Source organism: Paenibacillus vietnamensis (assembly GCF_020169515.1).
In the GTDB taxonomy this organism is placed as follows: Bacteria; Bacillota; Bacilli; order Paenibacillales; family Paenibacillaceae; genus Pristimantibacillus; species Pristimantibacillus vietnamensis.
On record NZ_JAHMHW010000007.1, the window covers coordinates 90,153 to 115,795 of the forward strand.

The 25,643-nt window shown below is 47.0% G+C and carries 22 protein-coding genes and 1 riboswitch; of the genes, 4 read left to right on the top strand and 18 right to left on the bottom strand.

Annotated elements, in window-relative coordinates; all coding sequences use genetic code 11:
* Positions 1 to 489: 489 nt before the first annotated feature.
* The 5 genes from KP806_RS15660 to KP806_RS15680 form a co-directional block, all read right to left on the bottom strand.
* Positions 490 to 2,769: a choice-of-anchor I family protein gene (locus tag KP806_RS15660; RefSeq protein ID WP_224724645.1), complete on the bottom strand. Its 2,280-nt coding sequence runs from the start codon at positions 2,767 to 2,769 to the stop codon at positions 490 to 492.
* Positions 2,770 to 2,898: 129 nt separating this feature from the next.
* The gene (locus tag KP806_RS15665; protein WP_224724646.1) at positions 2,899 to 3,411 is read right to left on the bottom strand and encodes a VanZ family protein; all 513 of its coding nucleotides are present in this window, start codon (positions 3,409 to 3,411) and stop codon (positions 2,899 to 2,901) included.
* A 562-nt stretch (positions 3,412 to 3,973) separates the two neighbouring features.
* On the bottom strand, positions 3,974 to 4,252 hold the full coding sequence (locus KP806_RS28010) for a Spo0E family sporulation regulatory protein-aspartic acid phosphatase (RefSeq protein WP_397376407.1): 279 nt from the start codon (positions 4,250 to 4,252) through the stop codon (positions 3,974 to 3,976).
* 201 nt (positions 4,253 to 4,453) lie between these two features.
* Complete coding sequence (locus KP806_RS15675) at positions 4,454 to 6,451, bottom strand: methyl-accepting chemotaxis protein (protein ID WP_224724648.1); 1,998 nt, start codon at positions 6,449 to 6,451, stop codon at positions 4,454 to 4,456.
* 173 nt (positions 6,452 to 6,624) lie between these two features.
* Positions 6,625 to 6,951 carry a winged helix-turn-helix transcriptional regulator gene (locus tag KP806_RS15680; protein WP_224724649.1) on the bottom strand — a complete coding sequence of 109 codons (327 nt, stop codon included), beginning with the start codon at positions 6,949 to 6,951 and terminating at the stop codon, positions 6,625 to 6,627.
* A 108-nt stretch (positions 6,952 to 7,059) separates the two neighbouring features.
* Between KP806_RS15680 and KP806_RS15685 the strand changes: the two genes are divergently transcribed.
* Positions 7,060 to 8,181 (top strand): Gfo/Idh/MocA family protein, encoded by a 1,122-nt coding sequence (locus tag KP806_RS15685; protein WP_224724650.1) that lies wholly within the window; start codon positions 7,060 to 7,062, stop codon positions 8,179 to 8,181.
* Between the two features lie 96 nt (positions 8,182 to 8,277).
* Here the strand turns inward: KP806_RS15685 and KP806_RS15690 are convergent, their stop codons facing one another.
* From KP806_RS15690 to KP806_RS15710, 5 genes are all read right to left on the bottom strand, one after another.
* Entirely contained in the window at positions 8,278 to 9,168 is an 891-nt protein-coding gene (locus tag KP806_RS15690) for a carbohydrate ABC transporter permease (protein ID WP_224724651.1), read from the bottom strand.
* A 15-nt stretch (positions 9,169 to 9,183) separates the two neighbouring features.
* A complete protein-coding gene (locus KP806_RS15695; protein WP_224724652.1) occupies positions 9,184 to 10,074 on the bottom strand; it encodes an ABC transporter permease in 891 nt (296 codons plus the stop codon).
* A 70-nt stretch (positions 10,075 to 10,144) separates the two neighbouring features.
* The gene (locus KP806_RS15700) at positions 10,145 to 11,794 is read right to left on the bottom strand and encodes an extracellular solute-binding protein (protein ID WP_224724653.1); all 1,650 of its coding nucleotides are present in this window, start codon (positions 11,792 to 11,794) and stop codon (positions 10,145 to 10,147) included.
* Positions 11,795 to 12,001: 207 nt separating this feature from the next.
* Positions 12,002 to 13,408, bottom strand: a complete 1,407-nt coding sequence (locus KP806_RS15705) for a response regulator transcription factor (RefSeq protein ID WP_224724654.1) — start codon at positions 13,406 to 13,408, stop codon at positions 12,002 to 12,004.
* On the bottom strand, positions 13,408 to 15,108 hold the full coding sequence (locus KP806_RS15710; protein ID WP_224724655.1) for a sensor histidine kinase: 1,701 nt from the start codon (positions 15,106 to 15,108) through the stop codon (positions 13,408 to 13,410). The genes KP806_RS15705 and KP806_RS15710 overlap by 1 nt, the downstream gene beginning before the upstream one ends.
* A gap of 194 nt (positions 15,109 to 15,302) precedes the next feature.
* Here KP806_RS15710 and KP806_RS27630 point away from each other — a divergent pair, with 194 nt between their 5' ends.
* From KP806_RS27630 to KP806_RS15720, 3 genes are all read left to right on the top strand, one after another.
* Positions 15,303 to 15,437: a hypothetical protein gene (locus KP806_RS27630; protein ID WP_263575725.1), complete on the top strand. Its 135-nt coding sequence runs from the start codon at positions 15,303 to 15,305 to the stop codon at positions 15,435 to 15,437.
* Between the two features lie 136 nt (positions 15,438 to 15,573).
* Entirely contained in the window at positions 15,574 to 16,359 is a 786-nt protein-coding gene (locus KP806_RS15715; protein ID WP_224724656.1) for a hypothetical protein, read from the top strand.
* On the top strand, positions 16,359 to 16,883 hold the full coding sequence (locus tag KP806_RS15720; RefSeq protein WP_224724657.1) for a hypothetical protein: 525 nt from the start codon (positions 16,359 to 16,361) through the stop codon (positions 16,881 to 16,883). Before KP806_RS15715 ends, KP806_RS15720 begins: the two co-directional genes overlap by 1 nt.
* Before the next feature lie 102 nt (positions 16,884 to 16,985).
* On the opposite strand, the gene KP806_RS15725 is transcribed toward KP806_RS15720, so the two are convergent.
* The 8 genes from KP806_RS15725 to KP806_RS15760 form a co-directional block, all read right to left on the bottom strand.
* The gene (locus tag KP806_RS15725) at positions 16,986 to 17,912 is read right to left on the bottom strand and encodes a copper amine oxidase N-terminal domain-containing protein (RefSeq protein ID WP_224724658.1); all 927 of its coding nucleotides are present in this window, start codon (positions 17,910 to 17,912) and stop codon (positions 16,986 to 16,988) included.
* A 225-nt stretch (positions 17,913 to 18,137) separates the two neighbouring features.
* Positions 18,138 to 19,130 (bottom strand): HD-GYP domain-containing protein, encoded by a 993-nt coding sequence (locus KP806_RS15730; protein ID WP_224724659.1) that lies wholly within the window; start codon positions 19,128 to 19,130, stop codon positions 18,138 to 18,140.
* A 275-nt stretch (positions 19,131 to 19,405) separates the two neighbouring features.
* Positions 19,406 to 20,089 carry a hypothetical protein gene (locus tag KP806_RS15735; protein WP_224724660.1) on the bottom strand — a complete coding sequence of 228 codons (684 nt, stop codon included), beginning with the start codon at positions 20,087 to 20,089 and terminating at the stop codon, positions 19,406 to 19,408.
* Positions 20,086 to 21,297 carry an AAA family ATPase gene (locus KP806_RS15740; RefSeq protein WP_224724661.1) on the bottom strand — a complete coding sequence of 404 codons (1,212 nt, stop codon included), beginning with the start codon at positions 21,295 to 21,297 and terminating at the stop codon, positions 20,086 to 20,088. Before KP806_RS15740 ends, KP806_RS15735 begins: the two co-directional genes overlap by 4 nt.
* Before the next feature lie 213 nt (positions 21,298 to 21,510).
* Positions 21,511 to 22,389 carry a hypothetical protein gene (locus KP806_RS15745; protein WP_224724662.1) on the bottom strand — a complete coding sequence of 293 codons (879 nt, stop codon included), beginning with the start codon at positions 22,387 to 22,389 and terminating at the stop codon, positions 21,511 to 21,513.
* 55 nt (positions 22,390 to 22,444) lie between these two features.
* Positions 22,445 to 22,612 (bottom strand): hypothetical protein, encoded by a 168-nt coding sequence (locus KP806_RS15750; protein ID WP_224724663.1) that lies wholly within the window; start codon positions 22,610 to 22,612, stop codon positions 22,445 to 22,447.
* Between the two features lie 47 nt (positions 22,613 to 22,659).
* Positions 22,660 to 22,744: riboswitch (cyclic di-GMP riboswitch) on the bottom strand.
* A gap of 265 nt (positions 22,745 to 23,009) precedes the next feature.
* On the bottom strand, positions 23,010 to 24,002 hold the full coding sequence (galE, locus tag KP806_RS15755; RefSeq protein ID WP_224724664.1) for a UDP-glucose 4-epimerase GalE: 993 nt from the start codon (positions 24,000 to 24,002) through the stop codon (positions 23,010 to 23,012).
* 99 nt (positions 24,003 to 24,101) lie between these two features.
* On the bottom strand, positions 24,102 to 25,622 hold the full coding sequence (locus KP806_RS15760; RefSeq protein WP_224724665.1) for an MATE family efflux transporter: 1,521 nt from the start codon (positions 25,620 to 25,622) through the stop codon (positions 24,102 to 24,104).
* Positions 25,623 to 25,643: the final 21 nt, after the last annotated feature.

Here is a 25,643-nt window from a genome sequence, read left to right on the forward strand (position 1 = left end):
GCTTTTGGAATCGTTAATGACATAAAGGAAAGAAGGGGAAAGACGATCACATCCTTTTTCATTTAAATTGTAAATGTATGCGTTTACAAAAAATAGAAATTATATATATCCAGCCAGTAAATAGTTATGTAGCACTAAATTTTCGACTTATATCTAGTATATTCCACAATAGTTGGAAGGTACATCCCGATATTGGGCAAAAATCGCTTATAACGACCATGAAAGCGCTTAAAACGTGTATTTATCTTGTTTTTACACCGTGCAGTTTATATATTTAAACTTTTAGCCAAAAAACATATCTTTTTGAGCGCATACATGCGGATTCCTACCCATATCGGCGGATAATCACTCCCTAAAATTCGTTATAACGAATCTCCTCTCTTCACCTCCTTCCTTTTCTAAAAAAAGGACCGCCCCTCCTCAGCTTCTTCTGCCGAAAGTGGTCGGTCCTTACAACTTATTTAGCAGCAAAATTTCCCGGCAGCATCGCTAGCTGATCTTACCGGTCAGCTTCAGCAGCCGGTAAACAAGCACGGCCGCTTCGGCACGATTCGCCGGCGCCGCCGGTGCGAACTCGTCGCCTGGCAGACCTTCCATGAGGGCGGCATTCACCGCTTCCGCCACCGCCGCGCGCGCCCAGACTGCAATGGATGCCGCATCCGCAAATGCCGGAAGCTCCGCTTCCCCGCCTTCCCCGCCGCCGTCCGCGCCTGCAGCTCCGCCACTGGCGAACTTCAACGCCCTCATCGCGATCACTGCGATTTCCTGGCGGGTAATCCGCTCCTCCGGACGGAAGGTTCCGTCCTCATAGCCGCCAACCAGCCCCGCTTCGTCAGCCGTTCCGATCGCACCTGCATACCACTTGCCTTCGCTGACGTCGTCGAACGCGGCAGACCGCGCCTCCGCTCCGTCCAGCCCCAGCGCCCGTACGATCAGCGCCGTAAATTCGGCGCGCGTCACCGCCGCCTGCGGCTTAAATTCCCTCTCGTTAACGCCGTTAACGATCTGCTTCGATGCGAGCGACTCGACCTCTCCCTTCGCCCAATGCGTCTGCATATCGGCAAAGGTACGCACTGCCGTTATTTCATAGACCGCAATCGTGCCGGATACCTCGTGCGCCGCCAGCAGCAGCGGCTTACCTGTCGGGCTCTGCTCCGCAGGCACGAATTCCAGCCCCTCCGGCGCCACGTCTCCCGCCTGATTTTGCTCCACGTCGCCTGCGAAATCCCTGCTCGTCACGAAGGTCACATACTTAGGAGATACCGGATTCGTCACATCATAGACCATAATGCCGCTAATCCGCTCCAGACCGATGAACGCATACGTACGTCCCGCCACTTGTCCGACCTCTACGTATTCCGGCTCCGGACCTTTATCGTCGCTTCGGTTATCCTTTTCATTATTGCTGTTCGACACATTGAAATATTCCGGATAAACCTCAGCCGTCACCCGCTCAAAGTCGCCGCCGCTGTCATACGCCAGCTTACCGGTTTCCGCCTCCCATACCGAAAACGAGCGTGCGCCGAACGAATACAGCCGGTCGTATTTTCCTTTCTCCGCATTCCAGCCGCCGGCTTTCGTTACATGGATCCGGCCGAGCTTCTTGTCGTCTCCGAATGCCCCGTCCGCAAGCAGCGCATCAAGCTCCTGCTGCGTAAATCCTTTATAATACGTAGCGTCCAGCGCGATGCTTTCCTCCAGCTTATTCGCACGGTCCGCTTCCGCATAGGCGTCATACTCGCGCACATCGCCTTCGTTAGCCGTCAAAATATACGATTTGCCGCCGCTCTCCACCATCGCCATCCCGTCAGGCATGTACATGCCGAGCAAAGGAACCGGCTTGATATCGGCAGCGCCGTCCTTATCCGATACGTCCATGCCGCTGCCTGCAAGCGAATGATCCTTCACGCCAAGCGCCCGCACCTCACGGAACGCAAGAGTCGTCAAATCGAGCACGCCGATTGCGTTATTCTCCTGCAGGGCCACATAGGCAAGCTTACTGTCCGAGGAAACCGTAATGTATTCCGGCTCCATATGCTGCGCGGCCGAGGACGGCTTGCCCTCAGGCAGGCCTGCGAACACGCGCACACCGTCCGGAATGGCAACATCTCCGAAGCCTGCCGTGACGACGTCGGAATCGGTAAGCTCGCTAAGCATTTTGCGCGAGACGTCGATGATCGATACCGAGCCCTCCGGATCAACGGAATAGTCCGTCGCCGGCTCGCCTTCATTCGCCGTAAGCAGCAGCTTGCCGTCCGGCGTAAACGTCAGCATGTCCGGCAGCGCGCCGACCGTGACCGAATTCAGCGGCGTCCCGTTCAAATCCATGAATACGACCTTGCCGTTATTCGTCCGCGGGCTCGCCGGCACCGCAGCCGCAATATAAGCGCCTGAAGGATGAACCGCTACGCTTGTAATCCCGTCAGGCGTAAAATTTTTAATTCCAAAATCCTCTATCGTAACCCGTTCGATCCTCTCGATCGTGTCACGCTCTCCAAGCGTTGACAGGTCGAGAATATCGATGGCCTTCTCCTTTGAGTTCGTGGAATAAGCGCGTTTGCCTTCCCAGTTGTACGCCACAATCTCTGTTCCGCCCGCTTCAAAGCCGGCTCCGCTGTCGTATGCTGCGATCTTGTCCATTTCAAAGGAAGTGTTCCCCGCCGGCTCCTGCGCGGAAACCGCTCCAAATGGAGCAAGGCAGGCCGCTGTCAGCGAGCCTGCCATCATTAATTTGAGCAGCTTCCGAATTTTTTTGCGTCGTGCATTCACGCTAGTTTCCCCCTGGGATCCAGATTGTACGAGGCGCCCCGTTTGCTCGCCCGTTCATGCTAGATCATACCGGAGAAATATTATTGCCGTGTAAGGTTAACTTAACGTTATTGTAAATCCGCCGGTTGTTCATCTTCTCCTGAGCAGTCTGACGACCCCAAGAATGCACAAGCATACGAGAACCCCTGCGCAGCCTCCTACAAAATCAAGCCAGACGTCGGTCACGTTCCCCGTTCTGTGCACCGAGCTCAGTTGATTCCACTCGTCGAGTGCGGGGACAACCCATGCCGTCACAAGCGTCACCGCGAGTGCCCGCAGCCAGCGCCTCGGATTGAACGAGCGCATCAGCATGAACAGAATCGCCGCCAGCATCGCATATACGAACAAATGCGCGCCTTTGCGGAACAGAAACTCCACAAACTGGAACGGATCCGTATGCGAATGCATCGTTTTAGCCCGGTAGGTAATCGTCATATCCGGCAGCAGCCGGATCAGCTGCTGCATGTTAAACGTCCTGCGCAGCCACGGCTGAATCGATTGCTGCTCATACGACTGCGACGAGAACGTGAACAACAGCCACAGCCATCCCGCGAACAATGCTCCCCATAGCAGGGAAGGGAATCCTACAACTTGTTTTCTCACAGCTCCTGCACCTCCACTCCAAAGCTTATATCTCTATGATTTCTATGATCTCTATGATACATGATGCGTCAGCAATATTAAAATCCCGCAAAGGGGAAAGCTCTCTAAGCGTTAGAGAACGGCAGCTTTCTCCTATATAGCACCCGCCGTTGGCACCTGAACGGTACCTCCCGGCCAAGCCGGCCAGGCTCGCCCGTGCAATAACTGGATTTAGTGTATCTAAATCTTCTAAATTTTGCTTCCCACGCCCAAATAACTGGAATTCATGTATCTAAATCACCCGATTTCACTCGTTTACCTCTAAAGTGCCGATTTTACCTGTACCCTATCCAGTTAATTCTCTTTCCCCGCTCTAAGGACCAAAATAACATCAACAAATCCAGTTATCCCAAACGGGTACAAGTTCAGGAACAACAAACGGAAACGCATCTTTTCATTTTGGTACCCTGGAATGACCACGCTTACCTACACACTTGCCGCCTTCCCCTTGCGTATCTTAACAAAACAAATAGGCCTGCAGACTGCGCCGCCCTATTTCACAGGACATCGCATGCTGAAGGCCTCATCCGCGTTCGCCAATTTCGCATTTTGCTCTATACGGGCAATTTCGTTTATATCGCAGGCAATCGTAACAATTAAGCACCTTGTCCAGCTCCTGACTGGCATCAATGACTTCCTCCGATTGATAAGATCCGCTCCGCAAAAACTTCTCTACCATTTGCCCCCGAAGAAACTCAATTTTCTGTTGTAGTTCCGCGATATGCATACAGAGCTCTCCTAACCCATCATAATGCCGGCATTGAGGGGACACCTTTTCTCCATATAAAGAAAAAGTAAACATTAATACTATTCTACAGAAATTAACAATATCCTGCTTGAAGGGGAGAGAACTTGTATAAAAGTAGGAAAAAAGTCCTTGAAAAGGCTTTCAAAAAGCCGATTAAATTACACCCGGCAAACCGCGCGCAAAAAAGAAGCCGCCCCTCAACTCAGAAGGACGGCTTCCTCTTTGATCCCCTATTCAGGCGTTACCCGCACAGCCCTACACTTTAAACCGGTTCACCCCGGTCAAAAGCTGGTTCATCCGCTGCTGCAGCTCCGCCGCCTTGTCATGAACGTGGCTGAAAATCGACGTCTGCGACTCCACATTTGCCAGCATTTCCTCGGAGCTGGCCGCCGTCTCCTCCGTGCTGGCGGAAGAAAGCTCGATGAACTGGAGCAGATCGTTTTTCCGGCTGCCCAGCACGTCCATCTCCCCGGCCATCCGTTCCGTCAGCTCATGCACATGGGCCATCGATTCCCGGATCGCGCTGAACGCATCGGAGGACAGCTGCACCTGCTGCTCCTGATTGCCGACAATCGCAAGCGATGCGCCGACCGCCTCCGTCGTGCGGCCCGCCGATGCCAGCACGTTCGCCACCGTCGTCTGGATCTCCTCGGCCGAGCTTCTTGCCTGTTCCGACAGCTTTCGCACTTCCTTAGCGACGACCATGAAGCCTTGTCCGTGCTCGCCTGCGCGCGCCGCTTCAATGCCGGCGTTCAGCGCGAGCAGATTCGTCTGCCGCGAAATTTCATGAATGGCGGACGCCATGCGGCTGACCGCATCGATATCCGTCATCAGCTTGCCCATGCTGGATTCCACCGATTTCGACGTCTCCACGCTTTGGCGGATCGATTCGAGCAGCGCTTCCAGCGCGGCCATGCCGCTTTCCTGGCGGCTGTGAATCTCGGCGTTGTAGTCGTACAGCTCGCCGGTCGTATTCTTCGCCCCGTCGATCCGGTCCGCCAGCGATTGCACGCCGGCCATGCCGTCCTCCACCGACTCCGCCTGCTTCGATGCCGCCGCGGCGATGTCGTGTACGGCGCCGTTCAGCTCCCGCGCAATTTCGCGGACGTTCCCCGTCTCCTCCAGTATCCGGTCCGAGTCCGACTTGCTGCCAAGCGCCGCTTGCTTCACTTCCTGCACAATATGATGTATCGTTCCGATAAAACGGTTCGCCGCCTCCGACAACCGTCCGACCTCGTCGCCCGAGCCGACCGGAAGGCGCTGCGTCAAATCGCCGTCTCCCTCCGCAAGCGAGTTCATCGCCGCCTCCAGGCGCCGCAGCCGCTTCGTCTGATTCCCTACAATAAGGAAGAACAGAACCGCCGTAATGGCTGCACCTGTCAGGCCCGCAGCGCTGGTCCAATAAACGTTGCTCATCAGCACCCGATTCGACAAGGTGAGCACAAGTGTAGAACCGTCAGACAATCTCGTAAAATAATAATTGGCCTTCTCGCCCTTATAGCTTTGCGACACGACCTCATTTCCGTTCGCGCTCGCCTCCAAGTAAGGCAGCAGCTTCGGACTCAGCTGCTCCGCGTCTGCGTCGGTGGCGTACAGCAGCTTGCCGTCCGCCGCTGCAATGGCCGCGAACAGCACGTCGCCGCCCAGCTCCTTCTTCAGCTGCTCCAGCAGCGGCGCCGCGCCGATCAGCTCCTCCAGCTCCGTCAGCCGCGCGCCGTCGCGGCCGACCTGCACGATGCGGGGACTGTTCCAGCCGCTTACCCCGATATATTTGAACACCTTCGGATCGATCGTCCGCGGCTGGGCCGGCTGGCTGACAAAATCTCTTTCGCCGTTGATCAGATCCATAAATTCATAGGCTTGGCCCTCCGGATCGGAGCCGAAGTTAAAATCGACCTTCGGTGCGTTGTTCGTCAGCACCGTCTGCCCTTTGCCATCCGTAATCCAGAACTCGTCGATGCCCGAGCGCTTGGCCAGCTCCACGATCTGCTCGTAGGTCAGCTGCCCCTGCTCCAGGATATAGGACGCAAGCACTGCCTGCCCCTTCATCTCCGTCTCCATGACCTCTTCGGCCGTACGCCTTGCGATAAGCTCATTCTCGATGCCGATCTTGGCTGTAAGCAGCGTCGTCATTCCTTTTTGCTGCAGGCTTTCAGCCGTTGAGCGGTAAGTAACCGCAGCCGTGCCGGCCGTTACGAGCAGCAGAATAACGAGCATAGGAAGCATGATTTTGTACTTAATGGAATTAAGCATAGTTCATTAGTCCTCTCTGACAATGTTCGACATTACCAGAATATAGCATGAACCGGCTTTTTGTAAACGAATATCTTTCATCTGATCGCTATAGTTACCTTGAGGTAATCTTGTAATGAAAAAGTGCCTACTTTTCAGATCATACGCTTTGTCTTAAGGTAGTAATAAGGCGGTCAGGCCCACTCGCTGCCCCACTTTTTCATTTCGTGGATGATGCCGTGAAGAGCATGCCCCTTCTCCGTCAGAGCGTATTCTACCGTCATAGGAACAGTCGGATAAGCCGTCCGGGTAATGACGCCGCTGGCCTCCAGATGCCGGAGCGTGTCGGTCAACGATTTGGAGCTGATCCCGACGACGGCCTGCTTCAGTTCGCCAAATCTTTTTTTCTCATGAAACATCATCTCCCGGATGACAAGGAAGGACCATTTGCCTCCGACGACATCAAGAGATTTTTCTATCGAGCATTGAGCAGGGATTGCTTGCTTCTCTTCCCGTTCCATCAGCCTGTCTCCTTTGAACCGCTTTTTTATGCGAGTTAATCGTTTACCTGTCTACATTATACGCCACTATATCCGGCTGCCTCAAGACAGCCGCAGGAGGGAAATGCGATGAACATTGGATTTATCGGATGCGGCATAATATCAACCGCACATTTGGAAGGATTGGAGCATTTACGAAAAAATGACCGGGAAACCTTCGAGCTGACGGCCGTCTGCGACCTTAACGCGGACAAAGCCCATGCATTCGCCAAGCTGGCGGAAGAACGGCTGGGCCGACGGCCTGAGGTGTACACAGACTACCTGAAAATGATCGAAGCCGAACCGCTCGATGCCGTCTCCGTCCTATTGGATCACGATTTGCATCACATCGTGGCGGAGGATTGTTTTGCCTCCGGCATTCACGTCCAGATGCAGAAGCCGCTGGCTATCTCTCCGGTGTTCGGACGCAAAATCGTGGCGGACTCCCGCAAATACGGCAAGGTATTAACCGTTTCCGAGCCGAGCGTGCTGGGAGCGGAGAATACCGCCATGGCCCGGGCGATTAAGGACGGCCTGATCGGCTCCGTCACTATGGTCATGGACTATGCGGCCGTCAGTTTGAACCGGGCTTTTTTTGCAGGAACCGCTTGGCGGCACATGAAGGGTAGAGCCGGCGCAGGCTGGATTAACGACCACGGCGTGCACCGCACGCACCTGTTCACGGAAGTGAACGGGCCCGTTCATGAAGTGTTCGCCTACACGGAAATTTTCGAGAAAACGTTGAGCGACGGAGTGACTACCATCCATCCGACCGGGGAGGATACAAGCGTTACGGTGTTCCGTTTCGATAATGGAGGACTGGGCCACTGGATGTGCAGTACGGCTGCGCATGGCGAAGGCATGAGCGGCGTCTGGATTTACGGCAGCAAGGGCTGCTTCCGGCCCGGCAAGCATGTTTCCCTTGAGCAAGGCCGAATCATCCCGGCGGCGGATCTGATCGGCCAATATGCGCCGGAAATACCGGCACATCCGTTTGCCCACTCCTATGTGGAGCTGTGGGAAGCGATCGCGGACGGGAAAATGCCGATCAGCAGCGGCGAGCGCGGTCTTGATGCGCTGGATGTCGTTTTTGCCGCTCTGGAATCCGCCGCAACCGGTCAGCCTGTCAAAGTCGAGGAGATCCGGAACGGCTCGAAACGCGCTTATGAGGATACCGTGATCGCAGAAATGGAGCCTGACCGTAGAGGGTAGATAGGATGCATGAAACGAAAGACAGAAAGACAGAAAGACCGCCTATCCGGCCTGTCTATCCAGGCGGCTGGCGGTCTTTTTGACGTTTTCGCAAAACTACTCCTTTACCGACCCTAGCGTAATCCCATGAACAAAGAATCGCTGCAAGAAAGGATAAATCACTAGAATTGGAATCATGGCAATAAAGATTTTTGCCGCATTCAGGGTCTGATTGGATAGTTCATTTAAGCGTTTCAGCGCCTCGGGATCATTACTAATAGAGGTCAAATCCATTTGAACGACCATCTGTTGAATATACGTTTGCAGCGGATAATTGTCAGGTTTCGTCATAAAAACCAAACCGCTGAAAAACTCATTCCAGTGACCGACTATGCTGAACAGTGTAACTGTCGCTAACACCGGTACGGATAGAGGGATAATCAGCTTAATCAGGGTATACCACGGTCCTGCCCCATCCACAAAAGCGGATTCTTCCAGCTCTTTTGGCAGGTTCCGGAAGAAATTCATGACCAGGATGACATTAAACATAGGTAAGCCGCCAGACAGCACCAATACCCATACACTGTCGATCAGTCCATATGCCTTTACCGTTTGATAGAGCGGGATAAGCCCTCCGCTAAACAGCATCATAAATACCAGTACCCACATTAGAACGTTTCTTAATCGAAAATCTTTTGTGCTCTTGGATAGCGGGTACGCCATTAACACCGTAACTGCAAAACTGATGACAGCCCCCAATCCTACACGTTGAACGGATACCCAGAAAGAGTTGAAAAACATAGCATCCTTCATAATCTGCTGGTATGAATTCAGATTGAACCCTTTCGGCCATACGCTTACGATACCGGCTGCAGCTGCTGATTTTTGGCTCAGGGAAACCATCAGCGTATACCAGATAGGAAGGATACACAGAAGTGAAATGGCAACTAATACGATAATTAGGGTTAAATCGAATATTTTGGAGGCTGCGCTCGTTTCTCTAATCATTTCCATGCTCCTTCGTTAAAAGATCCGGTAATTCGTAAATCGATTGGCAAGGTAATAGGATAATGTAATCAAGATAAAGCCGACAACGGATTTCAGCAAACCGACGGACGTAGCCAAACCGTATTGCAATTTCAAAAGACCTTCGCGGTATACCCAGGTATCAATGATATCGCCGGTGGAATACACAAGCGGATTATACAAGTTAAAGATTTGATCGAATCCGGCATTCAGTACATTCCCCAAGCTTAAGATTAGAAGCAGCAATGCGGTTGGCGCGATACCCGGAACCGTAATATGCCTGAGCCGATGCCAGCGATTCGCTCCATCCAGTGCCGCCGCTTCATACAAGGAGGGATTGATTCCCGTTAAAGCTGCTAAATAAATAATGGTATTAAAGCCAAACTCCTTCCACACATCGCTCCCGACAACAAGATACGGAAACAACTCCGGTTTGCCCATAAATAGAATCGGATCCATATGGAATATAGACAGCATGTTATTAACCGGGCCCGTAAAAGAAAAGACATCCATGATAATCCCGCTGAGAATGACCCAGGATAGAAAATGCGGCAAATAGACTATCGTCTGCACCCATCTTTTGAAGATGGCTGCCCGTAATTCATTAAGCATGAGAGCAAAAATAACCGGTACGATCAGATGTGCTGCCATCTTCATTAGTGCGATAAAAATGGTATTAAAAAAGATCATTTTGCTGTCATTAAGCGCAAACATATATTCGAAGTTTTCCAGACCGATCCATTCCGAGCGAAATACGCCCCGCACAGGCTGATAATCCTGAAAAGCTATCAGTACCCCGAACATCGGTACGATGCTAAACATGATTAACCATACATACCCGGGGAGAAGCATGAAGTAATAATGTTTGGCAAACCCTTTATTATTCACAACTGTCACTCCTTGTTTTGATATAAAGGACGCCGTCGTTATGTCGGCGTCCTTTCCGGTAACATGGTTATTATTGAATCGTTTTTGTAATTTCCTCTGTTACAACATCGCCGCCTTGTTTTTTCCAGTCTTTAACGAATTGGTCAAAGGTGTCAAGCGGTGCCGAACCCATAATGATCTTCAAAAACGTTTCTTTTTCCAGCTTGGTTAAGTTCGTCCACCTTTTCTCGACGCTTTCGGTACGTGTGTAGGATAGACTTTTGATTTTATTGAGATTTGGATCGAAATGGTTTCTAGCCCCAACCATGATGGAATAGGCACGCATAAAATCTTTGTCGCTCTGATTCCAATATTGGATATCCAGTTTGTCATAAGGTTCTAATTTGGCATTTTTAATCGTTTCTAATGAATTTTTCAGCAGTTTATATTCCGGCAAGTCTGCATAATCTTCCGGCTTCTTGGTCCCCGCCAATACTTCTTGCATAGCCTTATATTCAAAACCAATTTCGTCCAGAGGCGCAAAGAAGTTACGGATGAGCATAAAATCAGGCCCGTGTATCGCTTCGTCTCTCAAATAAAGATTATTCAGCTTAATTAGAGCCTCCGGATGCTCGAATCCTTTCCGGACAACCAGGTAACCGTTCGATGGGTTGGTTATCTTGACGTTGTATTTGCCTTCCTTATCCAACGGCGCGGCATAAGCCTGCCAGTTGGCTTTGGGATCGTTCTGCCATGCGCTCGGCAGCGGCCAGTAGCCTCCATAGAAGCCTTCAAAAAACATGCCCGCTTTACCGCTTATGACCGTCTCTTCGGCAGCTTTGCGAATGCCTATTTCTTTATCGATCAAACCGGCCGCATACATGTCGCGCAGCTTGGCAAGCGCATTTTTAGTCTCCGGCAGAATGGATCCGTACGCCGGCTTACCGTCTTCGCCTTCAACCCAAAATCCCGGGAACGCATTAAAGGCTCCAAAAATCGGCGTTAAATCGAAGGCGCCTGGACCGGCAGTAAAATCATTGTATAATCCCGTACCCGTAGCGATACCGATCGTGTCCGCTTTACCGTTTCCATCAGGATCCCGCTCCACGAAGGCTTTCGCCACATTTTCCAGATCCTCTACCGTTTTGGGAGGCTGAAGTCCAAGCTTATCGAGCCAATCCTGACGGATCCACAGCATGTTAAAGTCTTCTGCACCTACATGCGGAATAGCCATCATCTTTCCGTCAAAGGTAACTTGCTCTATAGCAAGCCCGTTTGTGCTTTCCATAATTCTTTTTACAGAAGGAGACGCATAGTTGTTGTAAGCCTCCGTGAGATCTTCCAATTCCCCGGCTTTCACCATTTGATTCAGCTGTACTTGGCTGACAACCATTGCATCGGGCAAATCGTTGCTGGCAATGGACAAATTCATTTTCTGATCAAAATTTTCTTTGGATACCTGCCACGCAATATCGATTTCGATATTAAGTTCTTCTTTCATCGCTGTTTTCCAGGCATTGTTCTCGAGTGTTTCGCCTTTAGTGGACTTGAAGGCAGGGTCTACGGAGTAAGCGGTTGTGATGGTTACCGGCTCTTCGTATTTACCGAACGGATCAGCAGGTGCGGCAGGTTTAGCACTTGCCTGCGGCTTTTCCGCCGTTTTTTCATTTGATCCGTTCGAACACGCTGATACCGCTGCCATTGATGCAGCAAGCAGCACCATGATGATCTTTTTAAACATGCATGTCCCCTTCTTTCGCTAAGTTTTTGCCTCGGAGTTCAGTATATACCTGAACGCCAGCACCTTGAGATAGATAGCGAGAGGAGGTTCAGTTAGAGAAATGAAGGCAATTCATGCGAGCAGGAACGCAGAATGGAAGTTTACTCCTAACATTTCCCTCCCCAATATCATCCATTTATCTACCTGCTTGAATTCGAGTCCCCGTTACTAATTCATTCGATGGGTTTGACGATATTCACTTGGAAGCTCGCCGGTTAACTCACGAAAGATTCTGCTGAAATATTTTTCATCCGAATAGCCGGTTTGTTCCGCGATCCACACAATGGTATGGTTCGTATTCAACAAATACTCTTTTGCCTTTTCTATTCGGACAGACCTGGAATACTCGTTGAACGTTTTTCCGATAATATCTTTAAAGCATTGACTAAAATAACCCCGGCTTAAATTTAAGCGTTGGGCCAATTCGGCTGCTGTAAGCTGCTCGCTTAATTCCTCTTGCACCATTAAAACGGCCCTCGTAATGCAATCCATGATTTCTTGTGAATAAGCTGAGTTTCCGATAGACTCCTGAATGTCCTTTCGGATCTTGCTGAACCATTGTTCAACCTGATACCAAGATCGGACATTGTTGATCATTTGAATTTTGCTTAGCTGAGTGTTAGTAAATCGACGGTTCCATTCGATTACAAGAGAATATAGAAGTCCTATTAATTGTTTTTCTTGCAGCCTCAGCAGCTTCATTTCTTGAAGGAGTCTATTGAACGAAGTATCGTTATGGAACCAGGTGGAGAACAGCCAGCCTTCTTTTACTTTTTCCAATGCTGATTCATCCGTTTCCGTTTGGACATGTACATCCTCACTTAGGGAAACATGAATGATTTTGTGATCAGGATGATAGTCATAAAATAAAACGTTCTCTTTATAAACCCTTAACGAGCGCTGCATATCCTTCCAGCTATACCCGTCTATATCAGATAGAATAAGCAGCACGCTCTCCTGCTCCAGATGCACCTTTTCCGACAATGTGTCGAATACTTCACTATGTTGTTCTTCTTTAGTAAACCACACCGAGCAGTTTCGATCCGCTTCCATCATGAAAGCATGTGCCGGAAGCTGCAGCTCATGAAGCCAATTAGGGTCAATTTCACGATCCAAGGATAACATCGCATAGCCATACTTATTCTCGGCAACAATTTTATCCGGATGTAACGATTTTGTGCTTTGACTTCTTTGTTCGTTAATACGTGCTGCTATTCGGCCAAGAATTTCTTCAAACTGTTCCTCCTCCATCTGCACCTTGGCAATATAATCGATTGCGCCAAGCCTAAGCGCTTCCTGGATATATTCGAAATCCTGATGCAGTGTCAATACAACCAAATGCAGATGCGGAAACCGCATTCGCGCGATCCGCATAAGTTCAATGCCGGACATGAGCGGCATGGAAAGATCTGTAACCAACAAATCGACTGAATGAGATTCTAAAAACTCTAATGCCTTTTCGCCATTACTCGCTTCCCCGACTACCTCCATGCCGAAATCTTTCCATGGCATAAACGAAATCAGTCCTCTGCGAACAAGCTTATCATCGTCTACCACAAGAACTTTTATCGACATCATGTATCCTCCCCGCTCAGAGGCAAAGTCAACAATACGCTTGTCCCCTTGTCGACTTCACTCCTTATTTCCAGACTCGCTTTATCTTCATAACGTGCATCCAGCATTCGTTTCACATAATTCAAGCCTATTCCCATCCCGACTTTCTTCTGTTCAACCGTGCGATTATTCAGGAGCTCCCGGATCGTTTCTTCCTTCATCCCTGCTCCATTATCATGAATGGATATGCGAATATCTTTATCCAATGCGACACTGACCTCGATATATCCATCATCGCTTAAACCATGATATAAAGAGTTTTCAACGAGTGGCTGGAGAATAAAGCGGGGCACGGGCTGTTTCAGCACGCTCTCGTCCACTTCTATCCGGACATCAAACTGAAAATCGTACCTGATTTGCTGTAAAACAAGATACTGTCTGAGCGCATCGATCTCTTCCTCAATCGTAGACACTTGTCCCATTTTCCCCAGGTTGTAGTACAGCAGCTTGTTCAGCGACTTTACGAGCCGGTCAATCTCCTTTTGCCCGTTGATCATAGCCAGCCAATGCACGGTATCAAGGGTATTCATCAAGAAGTGGGGGTTGATCTGATAGAGCAATTTTTCCACTTCAAGATCTACACGTTTCTTTTCCTTTTGCTCTACTTCTTCGAACAAATTCCAGATCTGTTCCTTCATTTCGGAAAATTGTTTTAATAAATAATCATATTCGGGAATTTTAGTTTTTTTAAGCTGCGGTTTTAAGCGGTTTTGAGACATCCATTTCATCTCGGAATGAAAAAGGTTTAACGGCTTGTAGACCATCTTCCAGAGCACCCAAGCGAGCAAAATCGTCAGGCAAATAAAAAACAGCGAAACCATCAATATTTGAAGCATCCATTGGTTTTTTTCTTTGTTATAGTCCGTCTGCGAAATAACGGAAACAACACTCCAATTTTGATTAGAGGTCTGCTTAAACCAGTAATGATCTTTATATAAACCGGTCCCCTCCTCCTTAGAAAAATTGGGGAATTGTGCGCCGCTCGAAAAAATTTCCGGAGCCTCGCTATAAGCGATTCGACCATTCCCGTCCAAAATAAGATGCGATAAGCCTCCTCCGTATTCATTGTTTTCCAAAATGTTTTGGGTCAAAGAAAACCCGGTTTCAATATAGACATACACATCATCACGATCCGGCAATCCTACCTTTCTTAACGCTGACAACACGATTTGATTATCGGACTCGTTCAGACTTTTATGGGGACCGAAATACGTAATATCATAATACTTGGCAAGCAAAGGCAAAGAATCTAATGAATAATTTTCTTTCACAGGGAAGTTTTCAAATTGAATGGCATGTTCTTTTTGGATATAGTAAAAAGCTAGTCCAATATTGGGGTTGGTAAAGGTGATCAAGTTTAGTTCGCTTTTCAACTGATTTTTTGTTTCCATTCTTTGATAGGGATCCATTGATCGGAATAAAACATCGTCTATTTGTTTTACGATATTGCCGCCATATGCTAATTGTTGTGAAATATGATTGAGATTGCTTATGGAATTCCCTAATGAAAGCTCAACTTGTCTCAGGTTACTATTAATTCCGCTCTTAATTTTATTGTCAAATATCTTGTCGATCGTGTAGTTCGAAATGATAAAAATACTTAAAAAGGGCACCAAAGAACTGACTAGAAATATTAAAAAAATTCTTCTCTTCAACGTCATTTTCTTCTACAACCTTTCATACTAAAATACGATTCCTCCCAGCTTGCTTTTTTTCTAATCATTTTAGCATGCATAATAACTTTGGGGAAACGTTTGCACAGAAGAATTTCGTTTTTACGACAGCATAAATCGACGTACTTTTTAACGAACAGTTGGTACACTATAAGAAACATGCCAATTCGGGAGGCGCTTTTATGCCAAGTTATTATTTCAAGGAGCTTTGGACTCCGATGACGATAGTAGGAATCAAGCTGTTCAAGGACGACGAGGGACATTTATGGATCAAAGTCCGCGACTCCAAGCGGCGCAGGCTGATGAGCGGCAGATAGCGACACCCTAACAAAAGCAGCGAGTTCATTTTCGAACTTGCTGCTTTTGTTTTTATAACTATGATTCGATGTATGAATAGACTGTCTCCAACTGACAAAATATACATGTATATCTGATTTTCATGGAGCGGTCAAAATGAATAATTTTAGAAACAAATATAGAAATCGTTATTATCAAGCCAATGTGACTCCTTTCGGTACAATCCAGCTTCACCAGCGGAATCCGGTAATCATTGCGTTATGGTCTGTTGCGTTTCCCGGATTTGGCCATTTCTTGGTACACAAATTTGTTACTGGCTTTGCGTTGTTTTTTTGGGAGTTTTATATCAACCAACTAACCCAACTGAATACAGCCATCATCTATTCGTTTAACGGGAATATAACCCAGGCAAAGGCTGTATTAAACGAAAAGTACATATACCTCTATATCCCCGTTTATTTATTTGCAATATGGGACAGCTACCGAACTACGGTCGATGAAAATAAGATTCACCTGTTAGCGAGAAGAGAAAATGCCAGATACCCTAATTTCTCGGTGAGCCCCTTCGAGATGAACTATTTGGATAAGAAAAAACCATGGATTGCTTTGATTTGGTCGATGACAATTCCAAGTCTCGGACAACTGTATATTCATCGGATCATAGCCGCTGTTTTGACGCTATTAATGACCATGTTTATTGTAATAAATTCAAACATGATCGAAGGCCTTCACTATTTTTTGTTGGGGAACTTCCCTAAATCCAGAGAAGTTATGGGAGCCCAGTGGCTCCTTTACTTCCCATCGATTTACTTCTTTGGTATGTATGATTCCTACTCAAATGCCGTAGAGCTAACAAAACTGTTTGATTGGGAACAAGCAGATTTTTTAAAAAGAAACCATCAGCAGGAAAATTTTGTATTGCATAAAGGAGAAAAAATCTGATGGACATACAGTTCTTCTCTACCTTTCAACATTCTCATTATGTTGAGCTCGCCATAAGCAAACTGAAGGTAAACGAGATCGTCAATATCTACGCTGTTCCGCTTGATAATCGTTCAATGGATATGAAGCTTATTGATTCGATGCATGGTGCAGACGGTACCTCTTTAGTCGATATTGGGCTTGTACTTGCCATGATGGGCGGGACGATTGGGGTGGCTAGAGGATTTGTTCTCCACTGGGGCCCTGTTTTTTGGGGGTTAATTGGAGCGGCTGGAGGTTTTGCCATTGGTTTTGTATACGATTTAATAAAGAACCTTATAAAACGAAAAAAGATTAGAGCATCGAAATCTAAACTTGGTGAAGTTATCTTAATTGTCCAGTGTACAAATGAGCAAGCCGAATTTGTGGAGCAAACTCTTTGGGGTAACCTGGCATTGGGAGTTGCAAAAACACGAATGCAAACGGCCCAAATCGAGGCAGCGGCCACTGACAATCAAATTAACCTTCCACTGCTTGAAAATTGATCATATCGCAGACAAAGTGAAGTTCGGAATTGAAATGCCAAAAATAAAAGCGACCCCGCAAGGTCGCTTTTTCCATGCTCTGCGCATAACGCTCAAGCCCAACTACCCCAAGCTGTCCGCGATCGCTTGCCCCGCCTTCAGCTCAGCCTCGAATGCTGCCCGGTACTCGGCAATAATCGCCGTGCTGTACCCGCCTGCCTCCAGCTTCGCTGTCGTATCGGAGAGAATCGCTTCGAACCGAGCCGTGCAGCTGGCCATTTCCTGCTTTGCGTTTGCCTTGATGCCGGGTTTGTCCGCATCCTTTGCCCCCAAATAGTCTATGGCCAAATCCATCAGCGTCGCCTGGCAGCTTGCGCGCAGCGCTTCCAACGACGACTTCGCGGCTGACGTAATTTGCTCATACGTCGGTTCGACCGCACCTCCGCCGCCTCCGCCAACAACGCCGCCGCCCGCTCCAGCACCTGCGCCAGGTCCGGCTCCGCCGGCTGCACCGCCGTTTTCCGCCGTACCGCCGTCATCCGTCCCGTCGGTGCCTTCACCCGGCTCCGGGTCCGTCTCCCCGCCGTTGCCCTGCTCCGCCCGGTACGCGGCCGACTCGCCGCTCACCGTCTTGGTAGCCGGATCCCAGCCAATTTCCGTACCGACCGACTCCGCAAGGAAGCGCAAAGGCACATAAATTGAGCCATTGTAGTTAAACAGAGTCTGTCCCGCCGGCAGCGTCTTCGCGACCCCGTCAAACACCAGCGCAGCCTTTACCGGCTTCAGGCTGATCGTCACGCCGGTCTGTGGCTTCGCACCGCCGTCCGCCGCGCTTAAGAGATGCTTCTTCAGCGCTTCCAGCTGCTTCGCTGTCGGCTCGGATACCGTTGCTTTCTTGCCGTCCCACGCTACCATTTTCAGCAGCGCATAAGAGATATACCGGATCGGCACATATGTACGCCCCTGGTAGATAAAAGAATACTGGCCCTCCGGCAGCTTCAGCTCCTGTCCGTCGAACACGAGCGTGATCGGCTGGGTTTTCGTCTTCACCGAGGAAGCCGCCGACGCGCCCGGCAATGCCAAACCAAATAAAACACAACATACAAGTGCCATCATGGTCCATCTTCTAATCTTCATTATGACATCCTTTCCTGCGGCCCGCTCACATCCCGCCAACCGTCAGCTGCATACTAAAAAGATTATAGTATATTCCACGACATAATTCGATAAAATATGGAATTTTCCGCGCCGCGCATCCCTCTCGTCAGTCCCGCCCTAAACGATGCACTCCAGCTGAACGGACCGTTCCTTGCTCAAGTCGATATATCTTCCATTCACCTCAACCAGCGGATGAACGGGATCATCCGGATTAAGCATAATAATAGTGGCTTCATCCCCGCTCGAGAGCAAGGCTTTATTCCCGACCATCATCTCCATCACCCTCTTCAAAAAGCATAGAGACGCCGCAGCATCAAGAGAATGATAAGCCTGCCGCGAAATTTCCCGAAGCACCGTGTAGAACGGGATAGGCTTTTTATAGACTCTGCTCGAGATCATCGCATGAAAAACATCCGCAATCGCAACGATTTTGCTGAACGGGTCGATCTGGTCCCCTTTTAATCCGTAAGGATAGCCGCTTCCGTCCTCGCGCTCGTGATGCTGCAGCGCGACCAAAGCCTGGCGGTTCGTAATGCCTTTCGTATTTTTCATCATATCGAAGCCGTAAGTCGTATGGCTCTTCATCCGCTCGTATTCCGAGGTCGTCAGCTTGCCGGGTTTATTAATAATCTCCTGCGGAATGCCCACCTTCCCGATGTCATGCAGGAATCCCGCAACCGTCAGCTCCGTTAAATTCTCTTCGTTCAGCCCCATCGCTTTGCCGATCAGCCTCGACATTAAAGCGACACCGATACTGTGTCTGCTCGTATATTCGTCATGCAAAATCAAGTGCTCCCAGAAGCTCGTCAAGCAGGCATGCCGGCTCATTTGGACGATCATGGGGACGATCCGATCGTGAATACTGTCACAGGGGATCGGACCGCCGTCCTCTTTGTCGCCGAACGCCTCATTGATCTCCTTAATCGCGTCATCGATCAGCTGCACCGTCGTCGCCTGCTTTACATCGCCGGCTTTTAGAGCGATATTTTGCCGGATGAGCAGCTCAATCTCCTTGTACGTAAGCAGCGTGCGGGCCGATAGCAGCAAAACTCCCGTATCGTTATGTATGTCCCTGCTGAGCCTTAAACCGGCATAGTCATATGGCTTCAAGCGCCCACTCCCCTTATCATCCCCTGATCCATTTCCGTTGTTCCGTTTCAATGCTCCGATCCCTCCTGTATTTAAAACGCCGTCTTGAGGAAAATAGGTACAAACATCGCTTATTACCGCCCCGATGTCCTCCAGTAACAGCCTCACATGCATTCTTCCTTGTTTATTTACCCGGTTCTATTAGATGTGAAACATCTCCTAGTAGGATTGTAACAAAAAATCCCGTTCTACGCTGTTGTAGTTCGGGATTTTGCTATCTATTATCACAACAAAATTTATTCAGATAATTGCAGCAACCTCTGATGCAGCTTCTCCGCTTGCGAGCAATATTCTCTGATGTAGTCCCATCTCTCGACGATAGTCGGTATCAATTGTTCCCTATAGAGGGATACATTTTTCTTCGGCTTGCCGTCCTTCCTTCTGATTAACCTGAACGGAGGTTTGGAAAGAATATCATCCGGATCGTGCACACATTCAACATGTTTATTGGCTTCACCATGATATTGCCGATCGTTATCGAACGCAACAAGCGCCCATGCTTCGGTATTGTCAGAAGGAATACAACATATGATCCGATCATGAAAATTCTCTCTCTTAAGCTTCTCTTTGATTAATTTCTCGATTTCTATAACTGTATCTTCAGCCATTGGACACGGGCGAGCACAGTTGATTTCAGCATCCCTCGCGATATCGGCATCGACTTGAATAATCAAAACATCAACGTTCGTCTGATCCATATAACTCAAGATGCCATCGCCCTCTGCACTCGCCTCACACCATGTGAGAACACCTTTCCAACCATTGCTATGTTTTTTCACGCCTAACCCCTCTGTTTCGGACAGATCGGGCTGTATGGGCAAAAAACGATGTTTGCCGGGAAGAACCTTTAGTATAATATGACTTAACACTTCGACATCCACAGGGCCTTCCGTCACCATGCCAAATGTCAGAGGCCTCATAGATTAGGCACTCCTCCCAGCATGCCGGAAACCCAGAGCTTAGACAGGCTGCTGCCTTCCTCCAATAATTTAGTGTCGACGTTTACAGGAACAATCTGCGTATGGCCCTCCATATTTCTCTCTACCGTAAACAACTTGATTCGTTTATCGTTCAAATCTAAACCATCGAGAACAAGAGGATTATGTGTCGTCATAAAAACGGTCTTTCCATTCTCCAATATTTGATCACAAAAAGTTTTGGTTAACAGTCTCGCCAGACGAGGATTCAGAGCCTGATCGAAGTTATCGATCGAGAACATTTTCGGCGCCTTCGGATGTAAGGCCAATGTCAATAAGAAAAGTACATACAACGATCCTTCACTAGCATCATAAGGAGTTAACTCATTTCGTCCCTCCCTCATAAACCGGTCCGTGAAACGAATCGTCTTCGAAGGCAAAGGAACGTTAGGCGAAATGCTATCCTTTGCCGCCTTGCCGACAGCAACACCTTTCGTCCACTGCAATAAATCGAAGAGATCGTACAAATCCATAGTCCCAAACGTTTCATCAATTGGATCCAAAAGATCATCAATCGCCTCAGCCAATCTGCCGCCCAATAAGCCAACCGGTTCCCTCTGATAAGGATCGGTCTGGATTCCTCTCATTGTTGTTGTATTCGGTGTAAATATCGCATAATCCCTGAACACTTCATAAAGATCCTTGGATCCCTCTCCGAAGCTTTCATTCTTGACGCCTTGAAGGAAGGAGTACATTCCTTTGAACGCATCCAGTGTAATATCGGGAAAATTTTCTAGTTTATAGGTCGAGGCTCTTGATCTGCCAAAAACCTTTTTGCCATCATGATTTAGCATCTCTGAGAAATACTCCCATGCAGGCTTCGGCTTGTCGATAGGATTGTTCAAATGTACTTTATATTCCCATTTCCCGTACGTATTCGTCCAATTCACATGAAAATCAATCGTATTAGGCAGCCTGTCCTGCGTTCGAAAGGAGGATTTATATAAGGATGGAGTCCCCAAGCGAACCCCCTTGCTCCCAAGAGCCGCATCATCTACCTTCTCCGAGATGGCCGCGCTTAATACGCCTAACGCTTCCAGCAATGCACTTTTACCCGTTCCGTTTGCGCCTATAAAAACATTAATATGCCCAGGTTCAATTTCAACATTCGATAACGACTTGAAATTGCTTATCGAGATATTCATCTTCATCGATTGCACCCCGCATCCCATATCATAAATAACACACTTATATCTATTAAATCATATTCTATGGAAACTTTCATTCACCATTCCCCTTGTTTCAGTATTGACGGTCCTGATAGGGATTAATCGCAAAGAAGATAAAAAAGTAGAGAACGACTCGTCAATCAAACGGGTCGTTCTCTCTTCCATTTCTCACTTATGACAGATTCGAAATTCTCCTCAGTTCATAGCATTTGCGATCTCCGTCAGCGCATCCGCTCTCGCCTGCGACTTGGCGTTCTCATACTGGGTGCCCCAGTCAGGCATCGATTGCTCGCTGATTCCCGCGGCGCCGTACTCCGCCTGCGCTTCGCCCATCAGCTGATTGAACTGCGCGTCGCAATCCGCCTCGGCCGCGAACACCTTCGTCAAATATTTGCTTTGAATCGTATCCATCGATGCATCCGGATCACTCTTCAGCTCCTGCGTAATTTGCGCCACCAGACTGCTGCTGGCTGCTCTGCAGGAAGCCCGAAGCTGCTCCATTTGCCCCGTGACGGAAGCGTCGATCGCCTTTTTCTTCTTTGCCTGCTCCGCTGAAGGAGCTGTGCTGCCCGGCGAGCTGCCGGTCGGCTTCTCCTCCGTGCCGCCCTGGTCAGGCGAGGTTGCCGGTTTATCGGTTGCGGCTGGTGTATCGTCCGTACCCGGCGTATCTTCAGAATCCGTACCTCCAGAACCCGTACCTGCGGTTTCCGTATTTTGCCCGGTTTGCGGTGAAGCTGAAGCTCCCGGCGATACTGAACCTGACAGCTCACTTGTTTCACCTGTTGGCTGCTCACCCGGCTCGGCCGGCTCCCCATCAGCCCCGGAGCCCCCTGGTTTTGCCGTATCCGCGATCTGACCATTCAGCTCGTCTACTTTGTTCAGCTTGGCATTCAAGCTAAGTCCGCCATACAGCGCGATACCGACCACAACAATGGCGGCTGCGCTGATTAGCATAATCTTTTGCATTTTATTCATCGTCGTAATGGCATAGAGCGGCAAGCTGCCGACTTCCGCCCTATGCTTCTCCTTATGTAAGTTAGTTGTAAAAACATAAACAAGCTGACGCTTGATCAAATCAAGGCGTCAGCTTGCAAAATGGGTGTATTCAACCTCTACATCCGACACGTCGCTAGCTCGCGGAAGTCATAGCCAGACCCGCCAGCTTGCTCCTATGATGATTGATCTTGCTATAGATCTCCAGCCGTTTGCCTTCATCCAGGCAGCCATCCAGCAGATTCTCATAGAATACTACACACAGCTGATGCCATTCTTTTACCACATTCGTACGAAACACCATAACGGTGACCTCCTAATTTCCCCATAACCCCAACGGGAGGCACGATATTCGGTAGCTGGCTGGCATACTCTCTCAAGGTTAGCCCCTCTAGCTTTGCGCCGCCATTTTTCAATGGTTTTGCCTTTATCGTGTAGGTTATGCGGGTGTTTTATTTAATGGTATATTAACAAATTAATAATGACATTTAAATGGTTTTTTGGGCCTAAAATTTCTTTAATATATTAATTACTAGAAATTAAAAAGTCAAATTTATTTATCTATCTTCTTAAAGTAGACTCCAAGACAACCTCTGAAATAATCCATTTGCTCAATTTTGCAACAGTTAGCTTTACGAATAAACTGCAAACGAATTTATGTTTATCAGGTTGTAGCTTGCACTTATTACTTTCAATACTGTTTATTTGTGATTTTTTTCAAAACGCCAAGCATCCCGGCACATGTCATAAATATTAAGTCTGGCTTCCCAGCCTAGTTCGTTTTTTGCTTTGGAAGCATCAGCATAGCATGAAGCGATATCTCCAGGTCTACGATCACTTATTTCATAAGGTATTTTAATATTATTTGCTTGATCAAAAGCTTTTATTAACTCTAGTACACTAGTTCCTTTACCAGTCCCCAAGTTATAAGTATGAACACCATTAATAAGATTACCAAGTGCAGCAACATGACCCTCTGCCAGATCTACAACATGAATATAATCGCGTACCCCTGTACCATCTACTGTTGGATAGTCATTACCAAATATACGTAATTTCTCTAATTTCCTCTTAGCGACTTGGGTTACATATGGCATAAGATTATTTGGAACTCCATTAGGCGCTTCACCAATTAATCCACTTTCATGAGCTCCTACTGGATTGAAATATCTAAGAATTGATACTGAAAAAGAAGGATTTGCTTTTGCTGTATCAGTTAGAATCCGTTCACTCATTGATTTGGTCTCACCATAAGGATTAGTCGTTGGCAAGAGATCCATAGTTTCTACGAACGGTACAGTATTGTCTCCATAAACAGTGGCCGAGGAGCTAAAGACAAATTTATTTACGTTAAATTTCTGACAGGCTTTTGCAAGTACCAATGTGCTAACTATGTTATTATAGTAATAATCTAGTGGCATTTCTATGGACTCACCAACAGCCTTCAAGCCGGCAAAATGGATAACACCATCAATTTTGTAGTTCATAAAAATTTCATCAACTGCGCGAGAGTCTGTGACATCAATTTCGTAGAAAGCAACTTCTTTAACTGCAATTTGCATAATTTTCGCAACAGTCTCTCGCTTACTATTGCGAAGATTGTCAGCAATTATTACTGAATGTCCTGCTGCCAACAAGGCAACACATGTATGAGAACCTATATATCCGGCTCCCCCGGTTACTAGAATGTTCATATGAAATATTTCACCTCAGTATCTATCGTTATCAAGTCATTGTAAGAAAATCTGTAATGATTTTTTGAGAAGTACTAGTTTTGAGGAAAGGTTGTCAACTTAGTTATTTTTATAAAACAATCTAATAACTAACTTTTTCACTCGTTGTTTTTCTTCTCTATTTAAAAGCGAAACATAAGAAAATAAAATATAGCTTATAGTAATAATTAATCCAGCTATAATGAGATCCATCCAATTTGAGATATTATAACAAAATTTAATAATTATACTGACTATAACAGCAAACGCAGCTCCGATTATTGGTTGAATTATACCTTTATAATATTTATAAAAGGCTTGGCCAGTTACAAATGAACTGTACAATGGTGTGAATATAAGATTCTTTACACATAGAGAACTAGCACTAGCTATGACTATCCCATAAAGACCTAGACCAACCGGACCAGATAATAGGTAAGCAAGTATTAGGTTAGTAATACCTAATATTATAGTAACTATTGCAGGCAATTTTAATCTATTAACTGCAGTAAATATATGATTAAGTGGCATTACACTTAATACAAAAACTAAGTAAATTGAGTTTAAAACTAAAAGCCAATTATATGTTTCAAATTCTTCCCCTAACCACACATTTAATAGCGCACTACTCAATCCACATATTAGCGAGGCAGGTAACGCTATTAGCAATCCATTTAGTCTAACTGCTTTATTAGAATACTCTACTAAAGCATTTATATTTTTCTTTGCGTAGAGTGTAACAACGACTGGAGCAAAAACATTCGCTGTAATTCCAGCAAGTGATCTTACCAGTAAAGGTAACTGTAAAATTGCAGCGTATATCCCTGCTTTTTCTGCCCCTACCGTTTTATTCGCTACTAATATATCTATTGCAAGAAATAAAATCACACCAACTTGGCCTATTGAATTCCATATGCCTGCACTAAGCATCTCTTTTAACTTACTTAGCTGAAAATCTTTATAATTGAATTTTATAAATGGTAACAACTTTCTGAAAAAAAATACACCCAATATAAATGACAATACTCCTGCAATAATTGCCCCTAAATTTACATACCAAATCTTTGGTGTAAGAGCCGTTAATAGTATAAATACACATATAGCTTTTAAAATAGCATTTAATGCTTCTATACCTTTTGTAATATATAGTTTATTAGTACTAAATGGGGCTGCATCGAAAACAGCCCCTATATAAGTCATAACCAATAAAAGTCCACTAATTATTATTGATATTTCAACATCTAAAGTCAGAAATTTAGGAATATTAATAATATCATCAATTAAAAGTGATAAAGTAAAAAATACTATTAATAAGAATCCTGAAATTATTATTGACGAAATTAAATAAGTATTAAAATACCTTTGCGCATTAAAGAAGTCATTTTGTTGAATAGCAACTGTAAAGAATCGAGCAATTACAGAACTTAAAGCAACAGTCAGGACTGATAGTATACTAATAAAATTTTGTGTCAGTGGAATAAAACCATAAGCATCTGTTCCGATAGCATTAATTATATATGGTGTCATCCATAAAGAGATCAATACAGAAAGTGAAAAAGTTGTTAAAGATGCAATTAAATTATATATTACTTTTCCTTGCATTGTTGATCTCCTTCAATAGTG